Raw genomic sequence first — 16,295 nt, 5'->3', positions numbered from 1 at the left:
TAACCATTTAAAATCCGGATATTTCAGGTTGGCGGTATTTCCAAAACCGCTGTAGTAATTTTATTTCGTAAGGGTATTTATACAGGTTGGCTTTGTACCGTAAGTTGGAAATGAATTTGATCGACTTCCGCTTTAAGTCATTTAACCTGATATCAGTCACGGTTGGGTACACGCCGTTTAGCACTGTTTCAAAGTTGCGTATCTTATCAACCATTTGGGGTTTTAGCCACGGGGTAAGTGGGTTTTTGCGCAGGTCGAAACTTTCCCATGCGGGGCTCATCCAATCTTCCAGACTTTGAGGGTACTGAAAGCCCTGGTCTAAAACCTGCTTATACAATTCAGAACCCTCGGTAGGTACGGGGGTGTAAGTATATAAAACGATCTCGGTGCGCGGGTTTACTGTTTTAACTTTCTTGATAAAGTCAATTTCAAAATCAATCTGCGCCTGCACTTTCTCTGGCGTGGGTGCCGGTGTACCCAGCACAAAGGAATATTCGGGAATAATATCAAATTTCTTCAATCGTTCCGCAAACCGGATAATCTGGTCGCCGGTTTGTGTGCCCCCTTTATCCAGTTGTTCCAAAACCTCGTTACTCCCGCTTTCGGCACCAAAAAATATAATTTTGCATCCGCCACGGCGTATTTGCTCTAATGAGGCATCGCTGAATTTATCCATGGTATCAATACGCGCCATTCCCCACCACGACATATTTTCGGGTTCTATTAATTTGGCAAATTCAACGGTCCGTTTCTCTGATACAAAAAAATTATTATCATGAAATTCAATGGCATCAGCGCCCCATTTATCCTTGATGTATTTAACATCTTTGTAAACCTGCTTTGCCGATTTAGCTTTCCAGCGCGCTTCATATATAGGCACCACGGCACAAAATGAACAGGTAAACGGACAGCCAATACTGGAATGGTAGGCCATAGTTCGTTGTCCTAAATAGGTTTTGCCCAAATATTTTTCTATCGGGTAAAAAGTACCCAGTTTATCGTAGGGTAATGGCGGCAGCGAATCCTGGTCAAGTAAGTCTTCTTTAATGGTTTTGGTAATTTTACCGTCGGCTTTATAAATCAGGTTTTTAATAAACTCATAAGGTTCGTGGTTTTCCAAAGCGTCAATCAAGCGGGGAAATGCTTTGTCGCCGGGGCCGTTGATGATAAAATCTACAAAGCCCGAATTCAATACCGCCTTGGGCTGACTGGACGGAAAATATCCTCCCCAAATCATGGTGGTATAGGGATATCGTTCTTTGATGATTTTTGATAGCGGAATAGCTTGCCTTAATTGCGGGCCAGGCATCACTGTAAATCCCAGGTAACCAAACTCGCCTGTTTTTAAATAACTTTCTATTTTACTTAGCGGATCTGTTTCGCAATTACCATCAACAATTACCCAATCGTACTTGCCCTCAACAGATGCGGCAATATTTAAAATAGAATTAGGAATGCGGTGCTTATAAAAAGCGCTTTTAGGGTTATAAAGTAAGATCTTATTCATGTGTTATTGGCAATTAATGGCGGCGGCGGATGTTATTTCCGCCGTCGCCAACCCAGATCAACATTAAACTATTCATAATACATTACGGTGGCAAAATAGCAGAGGTTGCCTGCGACAAAATAAAAAGCACGGGGCAACCCTAAGGTTCGCCGGGCCGTTATGTTATAAAAAGGCGCACAATGCTGGCAACTGTTAAAAACTATATAAAAAGCAAAATAACACCCCCGGTAACCGAAAAAAGCGTGGTAGAGGCCTACGATTTGTGGGCTTCTGACTACGATATGCAGCCCGGCAACCTCATGCTGCACCTTGACGGGATACTTTTTAAAGGCTTGCTGGAAGGCCTGGAGTTGAACGGCAAACTGGTAGCCGATATAGGCTGTGGCACCGGCAGGCAATGGCCCGCCATATTTAATAAAAAACCGGCGGCGTTAACCGGTTTTGATGTATCTGCCGGGATGTTAAAAAAACTGAAGGATAAATATCCTGACGCGTATATACGAAAAATTACCAATAACTTGTTTTCGGATGTTGCCGACGCTTCTTTCGATATTATAGTTTCAACACTAACCGTTGCCCATATTGAAGATATAGACGAGGCTATGCACGCCTGGAGCCGTTTGCTTAAAGCCGGCGGCGAGATCATTATCACCGATTTCCATCCGCATACACTGGCATCTGGCGGCAAGCGTACCTTTAAACACGGTAATAGGTTAATGGCGGTACGTAATTATATACACCCTATTTTTACCATTAAGGAGGCGCTTATAAGCAATGGTTTTAAACTGATAACACAGCAGGAAATTAAAATTGATGAAACCATGAAGCTGTTTTACGCAGACGCCAACGCCCTGCATGTTTACGAAAAATACCTGGGCTTCCCGGTTATTTATGGTATTCATTTAAAAAGAGACTAATGATACTGGGGAATGTGGTAACTGCCGACGGCGGCCAAACAGTTGATATTAAAATTGAAGGCGACAAGATCGATACCATAAGTTTATTGGCCATAAACGCAGATGATCAGTTATCGCTTTATTTTGAAGACTCCATCATTTTCCCCGGCCTTATCAATTCGCACGATCACCTTGATTTTAACCTCTTCCCGCAGCTTGGCAACCAGATTTATAATAACTATACCGAATGGGGAGCAAATATTCACCGGGGGTTTAAAAAAGAAATTGCAGCAGTGCTTAACGTGCCCCGCCATCTGCGGATACTTTGGGGGATATACAAAAACTTATTGTGCGGCGTTACAACTGTGGTAAACCACGGTGAGCGGTTGAACATTGATAATGCCCTGTTGAATATTTTTGAGGAAAAACAAGACCTGCATTCCGCATCGTTTGAAAAGCTCTGGAAATTAAAGCTCAATAATCCATTAAAACGCAAATTACCTGTAGTTATCCATACAGGTGAAGGATCAGATAAACTGGCCTCCCGCGAAATAGATGAACTGATTAGTTGGAATAAATTTGGCCGCCCCTTGGTTGGCATACACGCGGTAGCCATGAGCAAGCAACAGGCCCCCTATTTTAAGGCTTTAGTATGGTGCCCCCAGTCGAACTTTTACCTGTTAAACAAAACAGCCGATATTCATAAACTAAAACCGTTCGCCGATATTCTTTTTGGAACCGACTCTACCCTTACCGGCAGTTGGAATATATGGGACCACATCAACATGGCACGTAATACTGGTATGCTAAGCGACCAGGAACTGTACCAATCGCTCAACAAAACTGCCGCAAAAACCTGGAATATGAATACCGGCGAAGTTATTGCCGGCAAATACGCCGACATGGTTATCGCGAAAGCCAGCAGTGGCAATGACTATAATGACGCTTTTTTTGCCACCCGGCCGGCGCATATCCAAATGGTCATTCACAGGGGAAACATCCGGCTGTTCGACCAGGCCCTGTTCGTTACATTAGCAGGTAGCTTAAAGGGAAAATCCTTTAGTTTGATAAAATTGGATGGAGCCTATAAATATGTTGAAGGAAATATCGGGGAGTTAATGACCTCCATTCAATCGTACTTGCCGGGTGTTGTTTTCCCGGTTACCTTTATACAACATCAAATTATCTAAAATTGATAAAACTGGTTGATCTTGTTTACTATTCACACCTAAACTATACCCGGCCACAGGACGTAGCAGAAAAACACGGCCCGGCGCTGGCCTTTGCTCCCTACCTTAACAATAAGCTTGATTTTACTTTTGTAAAGCACTCTACCTTTGAACAACATGTGGTGATGGATGGAGTGCCCTATTATTTTTTTAAAGGCAAAAACAGGTTCTGGTCGATAACCATAAAAACGCATCGCTTCATAAAGAAACTGAAGCCCGATATCGTGATGGTACAAGGTCTGGTATTCCCGTTACAGGTAATGTTTTTAAGATTGTTTTGCGGCAAAAAGTTTAAGCTGATCATACAGCATCATGGCGAACTACCTTCAGGTGGCTTAAAAGGCCGCCTGCAAAAAATGGGCTGTAATATGACTGACGCTTTCCTTTTTACCTCGGCCGGGAATGCGGATGCCTGGAAACAAAAAGGCATTATTAAGCCCGATGCCCGGATATTTGAGTTATTAGAGGCTTCTACAGCCTTTAAACCTATTGATAAAGAGCTTGCTAAAAAGCGCACCAGGATTACCGGCGATGCAAATTTTATTTGGGTGAGCCACCTAAATAAAAACAAAGACCCTTTAACCGTTTTAAAAGGTTTCCGGGATTACCTGCCTGCAAACCCGGGTGCAAAATTGTACATGATTTACCAAAGTGAAGCACTTTTAAGCGATATAGAAGAGCTGATAACATCTTCCGCCCAACTACGGGATGCCGTTATTTTAGTAGGCGAAGTCGCAAATAACGATTTGCCTTATTGGTTTAGCGCAGCAGATTTTTATATATCGGGCAGCCATAAAGAAGGAAGCGGCTATGCGTTATTGGAGGCTATGGCCTGTGGTTGTATCCCTATTGTTACCAGCATTCCATCGTATCAAAAAATCACCGTCAACGGTCAATATGGTTTTTTATATCCCGCAGGTGATGCCGATGCTTTGGGTCAAATTCTTAATGCGCTTGAGGGCACAGACTGGAAAAAACTTTCGGCAGCTGTTTTAAATCATTTCAACAAAAAACTAAGCTTTAAAACCATAGCCGACGATTTGGTTGATATTTGCCATCGGTTAATCCATAAATAAGCCGGTAACGCGGGCCGCTATCTCTTCGGTGGTGTATATCAGCACGGGCTCATGCTTCAGTTGCTTATCGTTCAAGAGCGCTTTGATAATAACAGGCAGGTCTTCGGCATTGCCAGGAACGTGGTGTTGTGCGGGCCTTACATTCATTCCGTTAACCAGGCTCACCACCTGGCAGCCTGCATATAAGGCCTCGCTTAAAACAGTACTATAACCCTCATAAGCCGATGTATGCAAAAATATTTTAGATCGCTGCATCATTGCCAACACCTCCGGGTGCGGTAATTCACCTTTTAATTCGATGTTATTTTCAAGCCCAAGCCTGTTTATTTGTTTTCTCAATTTTTCCATCTCCGGGCCTTTACCACATATTACTGTTTTTAGCTGCGGGAATTCTGCAACAAGGTTTTTGATAATATTTACAAAAAGGTCATATTGTTTAAGCGGGATGAGCGAGCCTGCACCCATAATGTCGATATCCCGGTCGACCACCCCGGCACCAAAAAGCGTAACATCAATACCAGTGGGGATAACATGCGCCGGCTGAATACCATAGTTTATTCTGAATTCCTTCGCCAAAAAATCCGATATCGCTATTACCGATTCTCCATTGGGTTTTATCCTGTTTACATACTCATTACCTGCTTTTGCATCCTGCCCAAGCAGCCACGGATAATGTGGTAAACCGTATTTTTTTGCGAAGCGGTTGCCAATAAAGGCGCACTCCCCCATCCAAAAGCTTAGCAAGCCCACAAGTTTGTACCCGGCATTCAGCTCTGTTAAGGTTTGCCATACCCGCCGCCATGTTATCAGCCTGAAAAGCTGCCCCTTCCCCTTACCCGCAACCGCAATAACCTCAACCCCATGCCAGTAATACCTTGAAGCCTTAAAAGGGTATTGAAAGCTAATTACGATGATATGTAATAGTGGATTGTGTTGTTTTAAAGCTTTTACAAAAAGCTGCATAGGCGGTAAACAAGTGGTATCGTTACCGTTTGCGGGGAAGCCCGGGGTTAATATGACCAATGCTGCAGGCTTACTCATTTATTAAGGGGATTATTTTATTGCAATAGCCCAGGCTTGCCATGTTGTGTGTTATAAAAAATATGATCTTACCCTGGGCGGTTAACTGCTTTAGCTGGATAAGGATAGCCTCTTCGGCCGGCTGATCCATTTCGCCAAACGGCTCGTCCATAATCAGCACATCAAAGTCGTGGTATAACGCTCTTGCCAGGGCTATGCGCTGCCTTTGTCCGCCGCTCAGGTTTTTGCCGTTTTCGCGCACTGTTTTATTGATGCCTTCCGGATAGCCGGATAACAAAGGGGCAAGTCCGCAAAAGGATATGGCCTCATCCAGTTTTGCGGTATCATATTCCTGATCATCAGTAAGGGTTATATTTTTGAGGATGGTATCGTGAATAAAATAGTTTTGTTGTTTTACATAAGCTATTTTATTCCAGTACTGCTGTCTTTTATGTGTATCTGCTTGTTTACCATCTATATAAATATAACCCGATTGAGGCGTTAAAAAACCAAGCAATAAATTAATGATGGTTGTTTTGCCACTCCCGGAAGCTGCCGATAAGCCAACAAAATCGCCCGCGAAAACATCGAAGCTAATGCCGGATACCACTGGTTGCTCTGCGTAACTAAAATAAACATTGTGAAATCGGATAGAACTGATGGGTTCGGCAATATTAAGCATACCCGCTTTTGGCAACGCGCCTGGTTCTTTTACAGCAAGTAAATCATTCAGCGTAAATTCATAGGTTTTTATTTGCCCTATACTGTTCAGGATTTTAATAATACCGGGGATAATTTTGTAAGCAGCGGTAATAAAAACGCCAATGGTAAGCACATCAACCACGGCTCCGCGTACAGCCCATTTATTTACCAGCACAAGGATAAAAAAACCAAAAATAGCAAAAATCTCTACCAATCTTGCCGGCAGCCCCTGCAGGGTTTGTTGCGTTGCGATATTGTTATTAAGCTGCTGCTGGTAACCGGCGTACCTATCGGCCAGGAATGTGTGCTTGTTGTAAATGTTACTTTCTATAAACCCGGCTAACGATTCCTGTAAATACTGAATACTTTTTTCGCTCGCAATTTTTGTTTGCTCGCGCACCTGTTTTGATTTCCGTTTGATAAAATAAGCCAGGATAACTATGGGTGGTAACAACACCAGCAGTAATAAAAAAAACAGCAATGGCTGGTAAATTAATATAGCTCCGATAGTAAATAAAATGAGCAGGCTTTGCGATATAATTTGCTGTACATTATTGAGGATGTAATGGCTAAATTCGATAGGTTGCTGGCTAACCTGGCGGATGTGTACAGATGAATCGACATTGACAAATTTGATATACTCATCCTTCAGATAATGAAGAATATTCCTTTTCGATAATCGCGATGCTACCCCGTAAAAAAAATGATGCTGAAACCGGGTAATGAGGTAGCCCAGCCAGTTTTTGCCGCAATACAGCAACATAAATAAACTGATTGGTAGTATAGATTGTTGCTTAAGCCAGCTAAGCTGTAAAAAATGATGTTGAACAGGGGTGCCCGAGCTGTAAAGCCCTATGATGATAAGCAATGCGCCTAAAAAAGCAATATCAAGCACGCTGATAAACAGATCGAGCAGGATGAGCCTGTACAACCTGTTTTTTTCGTTTACGCTAAGCAGCCTGAGTATTCCGTTAAAAATGTGTTTCAAAATGCCGTAATGACAAAGTCTTTTAGTACTTCATCATTACGGCATAGGGCGGGTAATGGTTGCCCGTTGTGTTAAGTCTATTCTGTGGCCGGAGAGCAGAGTCCGAAATATTATTTCTCATTCAGTCCGCCGACCACAGCCCCTGATCCCAGACCTCAGAACTATTGCACAAGTTTAATTTCCACCCTGCGGTTCAAAACACGGCCTTCTTCGGTTGAGTTATCGGCAATAGGTTTGCTTTCGCCGTAGCCTTTAACCGCCAGGTTATCCGCACTAATGCCGCTGTTTACCAGGTATGTTTTAACCGAGTTGGCGCGTTGGATTGATAATTCCATATTGCGTTCGTCGGTACCTTCTGCAGACGAGTTGCCATTTAAAACAAACTTTACAGAGGCATCTTTTTTCATTTCGATAACGGCCTGGTCAAGCGCCTGGTATGAGGCGGTTTTTAACACTGCCGAATTAAATTCAAATTGGATATTAGTAAAATTATAATTTGGTTTTGCAGGTGCTGGTGGCGGTGTGGGCGCAGGAGTAGCAGCAGGCGGCGGTGTGGGCTTGGGTGCAGGCGCGTACATTTTCTCAGTTTCAACAGGAGCAGGTTTTTCGGCTAATTTCTTGGCTTTACAAGCCGGAAAAGTAATGGCCACTAAAGCAATAAGCGATAAAAATAAAGGGGCTTTTAAAAACTTCATAGTTGGTTTTGATTTTTCGGTAAACATAAAAAAATATTCGCCACATGGCTTTAATACACGTATGGCATTATTAAAAAAAGGAATTAAATGACAATTTGTTTAGCACGCTGCATTTGTCCTTAACTGCCAGTTAGAACGGAAAATTGCCCCGATAAGTATTATTAACCTAAAGCGCCTTGCATATTAATTGAATGTGTATTGCGGATTAAGCGTAGTGTTTTTGTTAACAATTAAGTATTTCTACGCAGTTAAATACCGTACAACTACCGGGAGTAATGTAAAATGGATTATGTTATTTAGTGATAATCCTAAAACACATCAATATGAAAACCGATACTCCTTTTGAGCCAATTGAAACGCCGGATATTCATTTTTTACGTCGGATAGAAGTATTAAAGAAACACCCGGAGGTAAAACAATTAATGGGGTATGATCCCTGGGCAGCAGTGCTTACTTTTTTTATTGTAGCAGGGCAAATTAGTTTTGCCTGGGGTGTAAGTGTCTGGTTCCCATCGTTTGGGACGTATTGGTGGCAAATTATCCTGCTGTCATACGTGGTAGGCGGTACCATGAACCATTGGTCGGCTATGGCGGTGCACGAAATGGCGCATAACCTGATGCTGAAAACGCCTGCGCAAAATAAGGCGTTGGCCATATTTGCCAATATCCCGGTTTTGGTGCCGGGGGCTATAGCTTTTCGTACACACCATATGAAGCACCACTCCCACCTGGGTATTGAGGATGTTGATAATGATTTCCCCAGCCATTGGGAAGTGAAAATGGTGGGTAAGTCGGGCATCCGTAAATTTATCTGGCTGTTTTTTTACATATTCTTTTTGTTTTTAGTGAGGGGATTTGATACCAAACCAACCAAATGGGAATGGGCCAACATCATTACGCTGATTATCACCGATGCGTTGATTTTTGTGTTTTTAGGGAAAATTGCCATCATCTACCTCTTCCTATCTACCTTGTGGGGGTTCAGCCTGCACCCGGCAGCCGGGCATTTCATTCGCGAGCATTTTATATTTGAAGAAGGACAGGAAACCAATTCATACTATGGCTGGCTTAACTGGGTTTGCTTTAACGTAGGCTACCATAACGAGCACCACGATATTATGAACATACCGGGCCGTTATTTGCCTAAGTATTATAAAATTACCAAAGAGTTTTACCAGCACCTGGATTCCACCCATTCCTGGACCCGGATGTTTTATGATTTTATTACCAAGCCCAATTTAGGCGCCGATAAACGCTACGTGCGCACAGAACAAATCAGAAAACAAGGCATAAAAATGGCCGAAGAAATGAAGCGAAGCCGGGAGATGGTGTAGTAGTGAATGGAAATAAACACAAATGGCGCATCTTTCGATATGTCATTTGGATTTGCAACACACTGATTTAAATTCTTCCATGGCTGTACCTGGCAAAAAAATGTCAAGTATCGGGTTTAGGTTATTATATATTGAAAATATCTTCCGTTATATTTTTTTACTTAAATCTGCTCTGATCTTTTTAACCAGGTCTACAGATACTTCAGCAACACCTGCGGTTTGCTCGTCAGATAAACCTAACTGGACGATAAGGTTTTTAATTACTTTAACTTTTTCCTCTTCACGGGCTTCTTGAACAGCGTAGGCTAATATATTTTTATTATCCCACTTATGTTTTAAGCTGCTATCATACATCGTTTTCTCCTCCTTTGTCAAGTTTGTATATTCTGCAATACTGAACAATTTTTCAAATATTGGCTTCCGTAAATAAACCGGTAGTCTATCCATTTTTGGCATGTTCTTTAAAAAATACAGCCATTTGTCTAAATCCGTGTCTAAATCGTTATCCGCTTTTACAAATTTACTTAATTCTATAAATGTATAACCCAGTTTATCATAAAATATTTCGCCGGTTTCCCTGTTGCAGAGGCAAATATCATACAGGTATGCATCGGCGTGACTGTTTTCTAATGTAAAATCTTCAAGTAAGGCAATCAAATATACTTCGGTGATGTTATAGCCCCAGTCACTTCGTCTACCTTTTGGGGCCTGGTCGCTGATTAAACGCGAAGTATAAAACAAAACCCTTTCCGTAAAATATCCCTGTTTTGCCCTTTGTACCTCAATTAAAAAACGTTCCCCCTTATCACCAGTACAAAGCAGGTCAAATATAGCTGAGCCTTCATCTTTTAAATCGCCCGGATGTTCATTCTTATTGTAGACTAAGTTAATAATATGCTTGCGTCCCCTGAACACCTCATTCAAAAAGGAAATTAACAAGTCTTTATTAGGTTCGCTGCCAAATATTTTTTTAAATGCAAAGTCAACTAAAGGGTCGATGTATTTTCCGGGGACAGGTGGCGTAATTTTAGGCATAGCCAAAGATAAAAGTTTATTACTTATTCACAGTCATTGCGAAGATTGCCCAAGGGGAGAGTTACTCCTTCCGGTCAAAGGCTAAACTCTCATGGCCAAAAAAAGGAAAAATAATTCTTAAATATGTCTGCGTTTTGGGAGGCTTAACTACACTCTTTTTCAAATCCTCCCTACCGGGGAGGATTTAGGCGGGGCTTCGCTACTTCCTGCTCACCACCACGCTCCAGTCGCTTCCGCTGCCAATTTTATAAATATCGGCAAAACTGCCCTGGTTTAAGGCAAAAGACAGCTGCATTAAGCTATTCATGTATGCCAAAGGCTTGCCTTTTGCAACCTCGCCAAAAGTATCACTATATGGAGCATCCCCCTCGAATTTCTTTTCGCCATTTTGATAAATTACCAGGTGTAGCATGTCGCCTACCTTAACATTCAGTTGTTTTACCAGGTCGTCGCCAATGTTGGTCCACAGGTTGCCATACTGGATATCAAGAATATCAATAGTCCCTTTCAGGGTTCCGCCTTCCAATACTGCTTTTTGATACGGAATTTTTACCACTTGCTTAGGCAGTTCGGGGCCAACTTGTTGATAAGTAATAACGCCGGCCGCCAGGCGTGCGGCTGTGTAGGCATAGACATCCCGACCATGAAAGGTGTATGATTTTTCGGATCCTTTACGGCGGTTGCGGGCTTCATCAATTTGCCTGATCTCGGCTATCCCCAGGGATTCAGCTATCAGCGTCAAGGTGCCGTTATCCGGCGTTACAATATACTGGCCTGTTTTGGTTTTCAGCACAACAGATTTACGGGCAGTACCCACCCCAGGATCAACAACCGAAACAAATACCGTACCTGCAGGCCAGTAATTTACGGTTTGATAGAGGCGATACGATGCTTCCCATATATTATAGGCGGGAATTTCATGTGTGAGGTCATAAAGTTTTAAATCGGCAGAAACGCCGGTTGCAACACCCTTCATAGCCGAGACAGCTCCATCTTTTACACCAAAATCAGATTGGAAAACCACAATTTTGTTTTGGGCATGGGATAAATAAGCTACAGAAATTAAAAGAACGGTAAGTAGTTTTTTGATCATGTTAAAAAAATTATTGTTAACTCCGCGACACGTCTTATTCTGATGGCGAGTTTGCAGATACACGCTTTGGCAAATGGGCGACTATCGCACAGCGTAAAATACAATAAAATATTAAAAAACATGGCAATGCAGGCAGCCCAAAAGGCAAAAAAAAGACCGCCCCTTGCGGGAACGGCCTTCAAACCAAACTAACTACTTTATGAAAACAGTCTTTAATTATTTTACAGCTATTTCTCTTGATTGAAATTTAGCTTCTTCTTTTTTTGTAATGGTCAAAGTCAGGATACCATCGGTATAGTCTGCTTCGATTTTTGAATGATCGGCGCTTTCGGGCAAGGTGAACGACCTGCTGAATGAGTTGTAGCTGTATTCACGCTTGCTGAACTTTTTACCTTCTTCAACGTTTTCAGTTTTCTTTTCAGAAGAAACGGTTAATACGTTTTTATCTAAACTGATCTTCAAATCTTCTTTCTTCAAGCCGGGTACAGCCAATTCAACCTGGAATTCATTTTCAGTTTCGCTAATGTTTACGGCAGGTATACGGGCTACCAATTTGTCGCCAAGGAACGAATCATTTAAAATTGAATCGAATACATCGTTAAAGAATGGGCCTCTTGCGTTATTTTTTAATCCGTTGTTAAATTTTACTAAAGTCATGATATGTATATTTATAAGTTTTTGTTTTTGTTAACTTCGTGATGTATTAATCAACTGTTATACCAACAGGGAAAATCAATAATTTAAATGACGTTTTGTCACTATTAAAGATTTTTTACCGACAAAATGACACAAATGGCCGAAAAACTCACTGATTACAAATTTAAAACTGACATACCTATCCGATTTTCGGATATTGATTCATTAGGACACGTTAACAACGCCATATATTTAACCTACTTTGAGATAGCGCGCACCAACTATTGGAAAGATGCCATTGGCTGGGATTGGAATAATGCCGGCATTATTATAGGCCGCTCGGAGATCAATTACCTAAAACAAATTACCGTTCAGGATAAGATAGCCTGCTACGTGCGTACCATACGAATAGGTAACAGCAGCTTTGATGTAATGCACGTTTTGGTAAAAATAACCCCTCAGGGTGAGGAGATTGTGACAACCGGTAAAACCGTATGTATCAGCTACGATTATGCAGCCAACAAATCGGTATCCATACCACCGGATGAGCGCCGGAGCATGATTGCTTACGATGAGCCGAGATTGATATTGAATACGAATTAAGAATCGATTTGAATATTTGAGAACTTGAAGATTTGAAAATGACAGAATCGAAAAAGAATTAATTCGAGAATTTAAAGATGATACAATCAGACGTTAATCATTTTCAAATTCTCAAATTAAAATATCTTCCCCGGATTTAAAATTCCCTTCGGATCAAATACGCTCTTAATGCCTCGCCAAAGGGCAAAATGTACCTCAGAATATTTTATCGGCATAAAATCCCTTTGCACCAAACCTATGCCGTGCTCGCCTGACAAGGTGCCGCCCAACCCCACCGTGAGTTCAAAAATCTCTTTGATGCCGAATTTGAGTTTACTATTCCAATCCTCGTCGCTCATATTGGCTTTAATAATATTTACGTGAAGGTTTCCATCACCAGCGTGGCCATAACAAACTGATTCAAAGCCATATTTAATACCTATTTCTTTTATTCCTTTAATCAACCTGGGCAATTCGGCACGGGGCACTACGGTATCTTCTTCTTTATATATGGAGTTTGATTTTACCGATACAGCCATAGTCCGGCGCAGCCGCCAAAGCTCCTCTTTTTGTGCCGACGAATCGGCAAAGAGCACATCTTTGCAATCATACGATTCCAACACTGCGTTAATTTTTTCACAGTCGGCAAAAATCACATCCTGGTTATTGCCATCTACTTCAATCAGCAAAAAGGCCTGGATATCATCTTGTAAATCAAAGGCGATATCATCATGTTCTTTCACCCACTCCACTCCTCTCCGCTCCATAAACTCCAATGCCGATGGTACAATGCCGGCACGAAATATGGCAGAGACGGCCGCGCAGGCAGCTTCATTAGTGGCAAATGAGGCCAGCATCAAAGCATCCAACGTAGGCAAAGGAATCAGCTTCACTACAATTTTGGTAATAATACCCAGCGTACCTTCCGACCCGATGAACAGCTGGGTTAAATTATAACCCGACGCATACTTAAGCGTATTTGCACCTGTCCATATAATTTCGCCTGATGGTAAAACCACCTGCAAGTTCAATACATATTCGCGGATGGTACCATACTTAACCACCCTTGGCCCGCCCGAGCCATGGGATACGTTGCCACCTATGAAGCAACTTCCTTTACTTGCCGGGTCAACCGGGTAAAGCAAGCCTTTGGCAGCGGCCTGGTTCATAAACTCTTCGGTAATAACACCTGGCTCAACCGTTGCCTGCAAATTAGCCTCATCAATCTCCAGCACTTTATTAAAGCGTTCCATGGCTATCAGCAAACCGCCTTTAATGGCCAGGGCACCTCCGCTTAAACCCGTGCCCGCTCCCCGCGGCGTAACAGGGACCCGGTTTTCACTGCAAAGTTTCATCAATGCCGAAACTTCCTCGGACGTTTGCGGCTGGGCAACTACCTCCGGGTAATAAACCAGGTCTTCAGTTTCATCGTGGCTATATTTTTCAAGGTCGTCATGCTGGTTGATAACATTACCCGCGCCAACAATAGCTATGATGGCATCCAACACCAACGGTGTTATTTTATTGTATTCCATTTTACTGCTTGTTATAGTTAACTGTAACAGCCGAGTGGGCAACCCTACCCAACAACGGTGGATTTAATTTTTTTATTTCTACCCGGATGCTTTCCACGTACGGGTATTTTCTTTTTATTCTGTCCAAAATAGCTTGTGCCACGGTTTCTATCAGTTTGCGGGAATGTTTCATTTCCTCGCAAGCCATATAATATACCTTTTCGTAATCAACGGTGTGTTTAAGTTCATCGTCAGCCGGTTCAGTCCGGGGGATAAAATCAACTGTGATATCTACCAGGAAACGGCAGCCTATTTTTTGTTCTTCGGGATAAAATCCATGGTATGCAAAAAATTCTGCACCCTGCAGGGCAATAGTAGTCATGGTTCAAAAGTAGCAGATTTTGTTGGTTTATAAATTGATTTATTTTGTCAAAAAAACTATTTAAACCCTTAAATAAATTGAAATTCACCGGGTAAAAGTTCACGTTAATTAGCGTTTATTTATATATTATATGATAGCTCCATTAAACTTAAGAAGTTGTTAAAACCGCCATATAAAACGCAAAGCTATGATCGTTAGATTTTTTTTGAAAAATTAAATTTGTCAAAAACCATGTTTAAACAATCTAAACATAGTTTTTTGGCATAAAGTGGCTTCCGGTATCCAAAAACGACGATTTTAGCTTTGTTTTGTCCACTTTAAATGCCATATATTTGCCCACCAAGTATAACATTATGGCTAAAACAGATCTGTACGAATCGCCCAATTATTATCAGTTAGATGAATTACTTACCGAAGAACATAAGCTTATCCGCTCGTCGGTACGTGACTGGGTAAAAAAGGAATTAAGCCCGATAATTGAAGACTATGCTCAAAAAGCAGAGTTCCCGATGCAGCTGGTAAAAGGCCTTGCCGAAATTGGCGCATTTGGGCCAACAATACCGGTTGAGTACGGTGGCGCAGGTTTAGACTACATGGCCTACGGCATCATTATGCAGGAAATTGAGCGCGGCGATTCGGGCATCCGGTCGGCATCATCTGTGCAGGGTTCATTGGTAATGTACCCTATTTATGCCTACGGCTCTGAAGAGCAACGTAAAAAATACTTACCTCGCTTGGCATCCGGCGAAATCATGGGCTGTTTTGGCCTCACCGAACCAGATCATGGATCAAACCCCGGCGGGATGACTACTAATATTAAAGACGCCGGTGACCACTATATCCTGAACGGCGCCAAAATGTGGATCTCCAACGCGCCATTTGCTGATATAGCCGTTGTATGGGCGCGTGATGAGGATAAGAAAGTACGCGGATTGATAGTTGAGCGGGGTATGGAGGGCTTTACTACCCCTACAACGCATAACAAATGGTCGTTAAGGGCTTCGGCCACAGGCGAATTGGTTTTTGATAATGTTAAAATACCTAAGGAAAACTTGCTACCAAACGTGGTAGGCTTAAAAGGCCCGCTTGGCTGCCTTAACCAGGCACGTTACGGTATTGCATGGGGTGCGCTGGGTGCAGCTATGGATTGCTATGATACCGCCTTAAGATACGCTAAACAACGTGTTCAGTTTGGTAAACCAATAGCAGCTTTCCAACTACAGCAAAAAAAACTGGCCGAAATGATAACCGAGATTACAAAGGCGCAGTTACTGGTTTGGCGCTTAGGGGTGCTTAAAAACGAAAACAGGGCCACTGCCGCTCAAATTTCAATGGCCAAGCGCAACAGTGTAGAAACCGCTATTAATATAGCCCGCGAAGCCCGGCAAATGCTCGGGGGTATGGGCATCACTGGCGAATACCCTATTATGAGGCATATGATGAACCTTGAATCGGTAATTACCTATGAGGGAACTCATGATATTCACCTGCTGATAACAGGAATGGACATTACCGGCGAGGATGCCTTTAAGTAGATTAATGGCCGCCAGGGTAATTATTAAGCATTAAATATATAATTGGTGTTTTCCAAACACTATATTTGTTT

Annotated in this window: 15 protein-coding genes; 6 read left to right on the top strand and 9 right to left on the bottom strand. The window is 42.2% G+C overall.

Features of this window, described 5'->3' with window-relative positions:
* Nucleotides 1–7: 7 nt before the first annotated feature.
* Nucleotides 8–1,507, bottom strand: coding sequence for a B12-binding domain-containing radical SAM protein (locus FSB76_RS30395; RefSeq protein ID WP_147060238.1), 1,500 nt, complete (start codon nt 1,505–1,507; stop codon nt 8–10).
* A 179-nt stretch (nt 1,508–1,686) separates the two neighbouring features.
* Here FSB76_RS30395 and FSB76_RS30390 point away from each other — a divergent pair, with 179 nt between their 5' ends.
* Genes FSB76_RS30390 through FSB76_RS30380 form a run of 3 tightly spaced genes read left to right on the top strand, consistent with a single transcriptional unit; the run spans nt 1,687 to nt 4,708 of the window.
* The gene (locus FSB76_RS30390; protein WP_147060236.1) at nt 1,687–2,424 is read left to right on the top strand and encodes a class I SAM-dependent methyltransferase; all 738 of its coding nucleotides are present in this window, start codon (nt 1,687–1,689) and stop codon (nt 2,422–2,424) included.
* A complete protein-coding gene (locus tag FSB76_RS30385) occupies nt 2,424–3,593 on the top strand; it encodes an amidohydrolase family protein (RefSeq protein WP_147060234.1) in 1,170 nt (389 codons plus the stop codon). Before FSB76_RS30390 ends, FSB76_RS30385 begins: the two co-directional genes overlap by 1 nt.
* A gap of 2 nt (nt 3,594–3,595) precedes the next feature.
* Nucleotides 3,596–4,708 carry a glycosyltransferase family 4 protein gene (locus FSB76_RS30380; protein WP_147060232.1) on the top strand — a complete coding sequence of 371 codons (1,113 nt, stop codon included), beginning with the start codon at nt 3,596–3,598 and terminating at the stop codon, nt 4,706–4,708.
* Here FSB76_RS30380 and FSB76_RS30375 read toward each other — a convergent pair.
* The 3 genes from FSB76_RS30375 to FSB76_RS30365 form a co-directional block, all read right to left on the bottom strand.
* Nucleotides 4,694–5,749, bottom strand: coding sequence for a glycosyltransferase family 4 protein (locus tag FSB76_RS30375; protein WP_147060230.1), 1,056 nt, complete (start codon nt 5,747–5,749; stop codon nt 4,694–4,696). The two genes, FSB76_RS30380 and FSB76_RS30375, sit on opposite strands and share 15 nt — an antisense overlap.
* Nucleotides 5,742–7,418: an ATP-binding cassette domain-containing protein gene (locus FSB76_RS30370; RefSeq protein ID WP_147060228.1), complete on the bottom strand. Its 1,677-nt coding sequence runs from the start codon at nt 7,416–7,418 to the stop codon at nt 5,742–5,744. The genes FSB76_RS30375 and FSB76_RS30370 overlap by 8 nt, the downstream gene beginning before the upstream one ends.
* Nucleotides 7,419–7,579: 161 nt before the next feature.
* Complete coding sequence (locus FSB76_RS30365) at nt 7,580–8,113, bottom strand: OmpA family protein (protein WP_147060226.1); 534 nt, start codon at nt 8,111–8,113, stop codon at nt 7,580–7,582.
* Nucleotides 8,114–8,436: 323 nt separating this feature from the next.
* Here FSB76_RS30365 and FSB76_RS30360 point away from each other — a divergent pair, with 323 nt between their 5' ends.
* Entirely contained in the window at nt 8,437–9,447 is a 1,011-nt protein-coding gene (locus tag FSB76_RS30360; RefSeq protein WP_147060224.1) for a fatty acid desaturase, read from the top strand.
* 147 nt (nt 9,448–9,594) lie between these two features.
* On the opposite strand, the gene FSB76_RS30355 is transcribed toward FSB76_RS30360, so the two are convergent.
* The 3 genes from FSB76_RS30355 to FSB76_RS30345 all read right to left on the bottom strand — a co-directional run bounded on the left by FSB76_RS30355 (nt 9,595) and on the right by FSB76_RS30345 (nt 12,232).
* On the bottom strand, nt 9,595–10,482 hold the full coding sequence (locus FSB76_RS30355) for an Rpn family recombination-promoting nuclease/putative transposase (protein WP_147060221.1): 888 nt from the start codon (nt 10,480–10,482) through the stop codon (nt 9,595–9,597).
* 199 nt (nt 10,483–10,681) lie between these two features.
* A complete protein-coding gene (locus FSB76_RS30350; protein WP_147060219.1) occupies nt 10,682–11,575 on the bottom strand; it encodes an SAM hydrolase/SAM-dependent halogenase family protein in 894 nt (297 codons plus the stop codon).
* Between the two features lie 216 nt (nt 11,576–11,791).
* The gene (locus tag FSB76_RS30345) at nt 11,792–12,232 is read right to left on the bottom strand and encodes an Hsp20/alpha crystallin family protein (RefSeq protein WP_147060217.1); all 441 of its coding nucleotides are present in this window, start codon (nt 12,230–12,232) and stop codon (nt 11,792–11,794) included.
* A 135-nt stretch (nt 12,233–12,367) separates the two neighbouring features.
* Between FSB76_RS30345 and FSB76_RS30340 the strand changes: the two genes are divergently transcribed.
* The gene (locus FSB76_RS30340) at nt 12,368–12,814 is read left to right on the top strand and encodes an acyl-CoA thioesterase (protein WP_147060215.1); all 447 of its coding nucleotides are present in this window, start codon (nt 12,368–12,370) and stop codon (nt 12,812–12,814) included.
* 116 nt (nt 12,815–12,930) lie between these two features.
* On the opposite strand, the gene FSB76_RS30335 is transcribed toward FSB76_RS30340, so the two are convergent.
* Nucleotides 12,931–14,328: an FAD-binding oxidoreductase gene (locus FSB76_RS30335; RefSeq protein WP_147060213.1), complete on the bottom strand. Its 1,398-nt coding sequence runs from the start codon at nt 14,326–14,328 to the stop codon at nt 12,931–12,933.
* Between the two features lies 1 nt (nt 14,329).
* A complete protein-coding gene (gene folB, locus FSB76_RS30330) occupies nt 14,330–14,689 on the bottom strand; it encodes a dihydroneopterin aldolase (protein WP_147060211.1) in 360 nt (119 codons plus the stop codon).
* Nucleotides 14,690–15,042: 353 nt separating this feature from the next.
* On the opposite strand from folB, the gene FSB76_RS30325 reads away from it, so the two are divergent.
* Entirely contained in the window at nt 15,043–16,224 is a 1,182-nt protein-coding gene (locus FSB76_RS30325; RefSeq protein ID WP_147060209.1) for an acyl-CoA dehydrogenase family protein, read from the top strand.
* Nucleotides 16,225–16,295: the final 71 nt, after the last annotated feature.

The sequence above is a fragment of the Mucilaginibacter ginsenosidivorax genome (assembly GCF_007971525.1).
Taxonomy (GTDB): Bacteria; Bacteroidota; Bacteroidia; order Sphingobacteriales; family Sphingobacteriaceae; genus Mucilaginibacter; species Mucilaginibacter ginsenosidivorax.
This window is presented reverse-complemented; position numbering and strand designations above follow the sequence as displayed.

Bases quoted from the DNA above. Each gene is read 5' to 3' on its own strand.
- FSB76_RS30350 (WP_147060219.1), bottom strand. From the start codon at position 11,575: ATGATCAAAAAACTACTTACCGTTCTTTTAATTTCTGTAGCTTATTTA.
- FSB76_RS30365 (WP_147060226.1), bottom strand. From the start codon at position 8,113: ATGAAGTTTTTAAAAGCCCCTTTATTTTTATCGCTTATTGCTTTAGTG.
- FSB76_RS30345 (WP_147060217.1), bottom strand. From the start codon at position 12,232: ATGACTTTAGTAAAATTTAACAACGGATTAAAAAATAACGCAAGAGGC.
- FSB76_RS30390 (WP_147060236.1), top strand. From the start codon at position 1,687: ATGCTGGCAACTGTTAAAAACTATATAAAAAGCAAAATAACACCCCCG.
- FSB76_RS30335 (WP_147060213.1), bottom strand. From the start codon at position 14,328: ATGGAATACAATAAAATAACACCGTTGGTGTTGGATGCCATCATAGCT.
- FSB76_RS30375 (WP_147060230.1), bottom strand. From the start codon at position 5,749: ATGAGTAAGCCTGCAGCATTGGTCATATTAACCCCGGGCTTCCCCGCA.
- FSB76_RS30385 (WP_147060234.1), top strand. From the start codon at position 2,424: ATGATACTGGGGAATGTGGTAACTGCCGACGGCGGCCAAACAGTTGAT.
- FSB76_RS30360 (WP_147060224.1), top strand. From the start codon at position 8,437: ATGAAAACCGATACTCCTTTTGAGCCAATTGAAACGCCGGATATTCAT.
- FSB76_RS30395 (WP_147060238.1), bottom strand. From the start codon at position 1,507: ATGAATAAGATCTTACTTTATAACCCTAAAAGCGCTTTTTATAAGCAC.
- FSB76_RS30325 (WP_147060209.1), top strand. From the start codon at position 15,043: ATGGCTAAAACAGATCTGTACGAATCGCCCAATTATTATCAGTTAGAT.
- FSB76_RS30355 (WP_147060221.1), bottom strand. From the start codon at position 10,482: ATGCCTAAAATTACGCCACCTGTCCCCGGAAAATACATCGACCCTTTA.
- FSB76_RS30340 (WP_147060215.1), top strand. From the start codon at position 12,368: ATGGCCGAAAAACTCACTGATTACAAATTTAAAACTGACATACCTATC.
- folB (WP_147060211.1), bottom strand. From the start codon at position 14,689: ATGACTACTATTGCCCTGCAGGGTGCAGAATTTTTTGCATACCATGGA.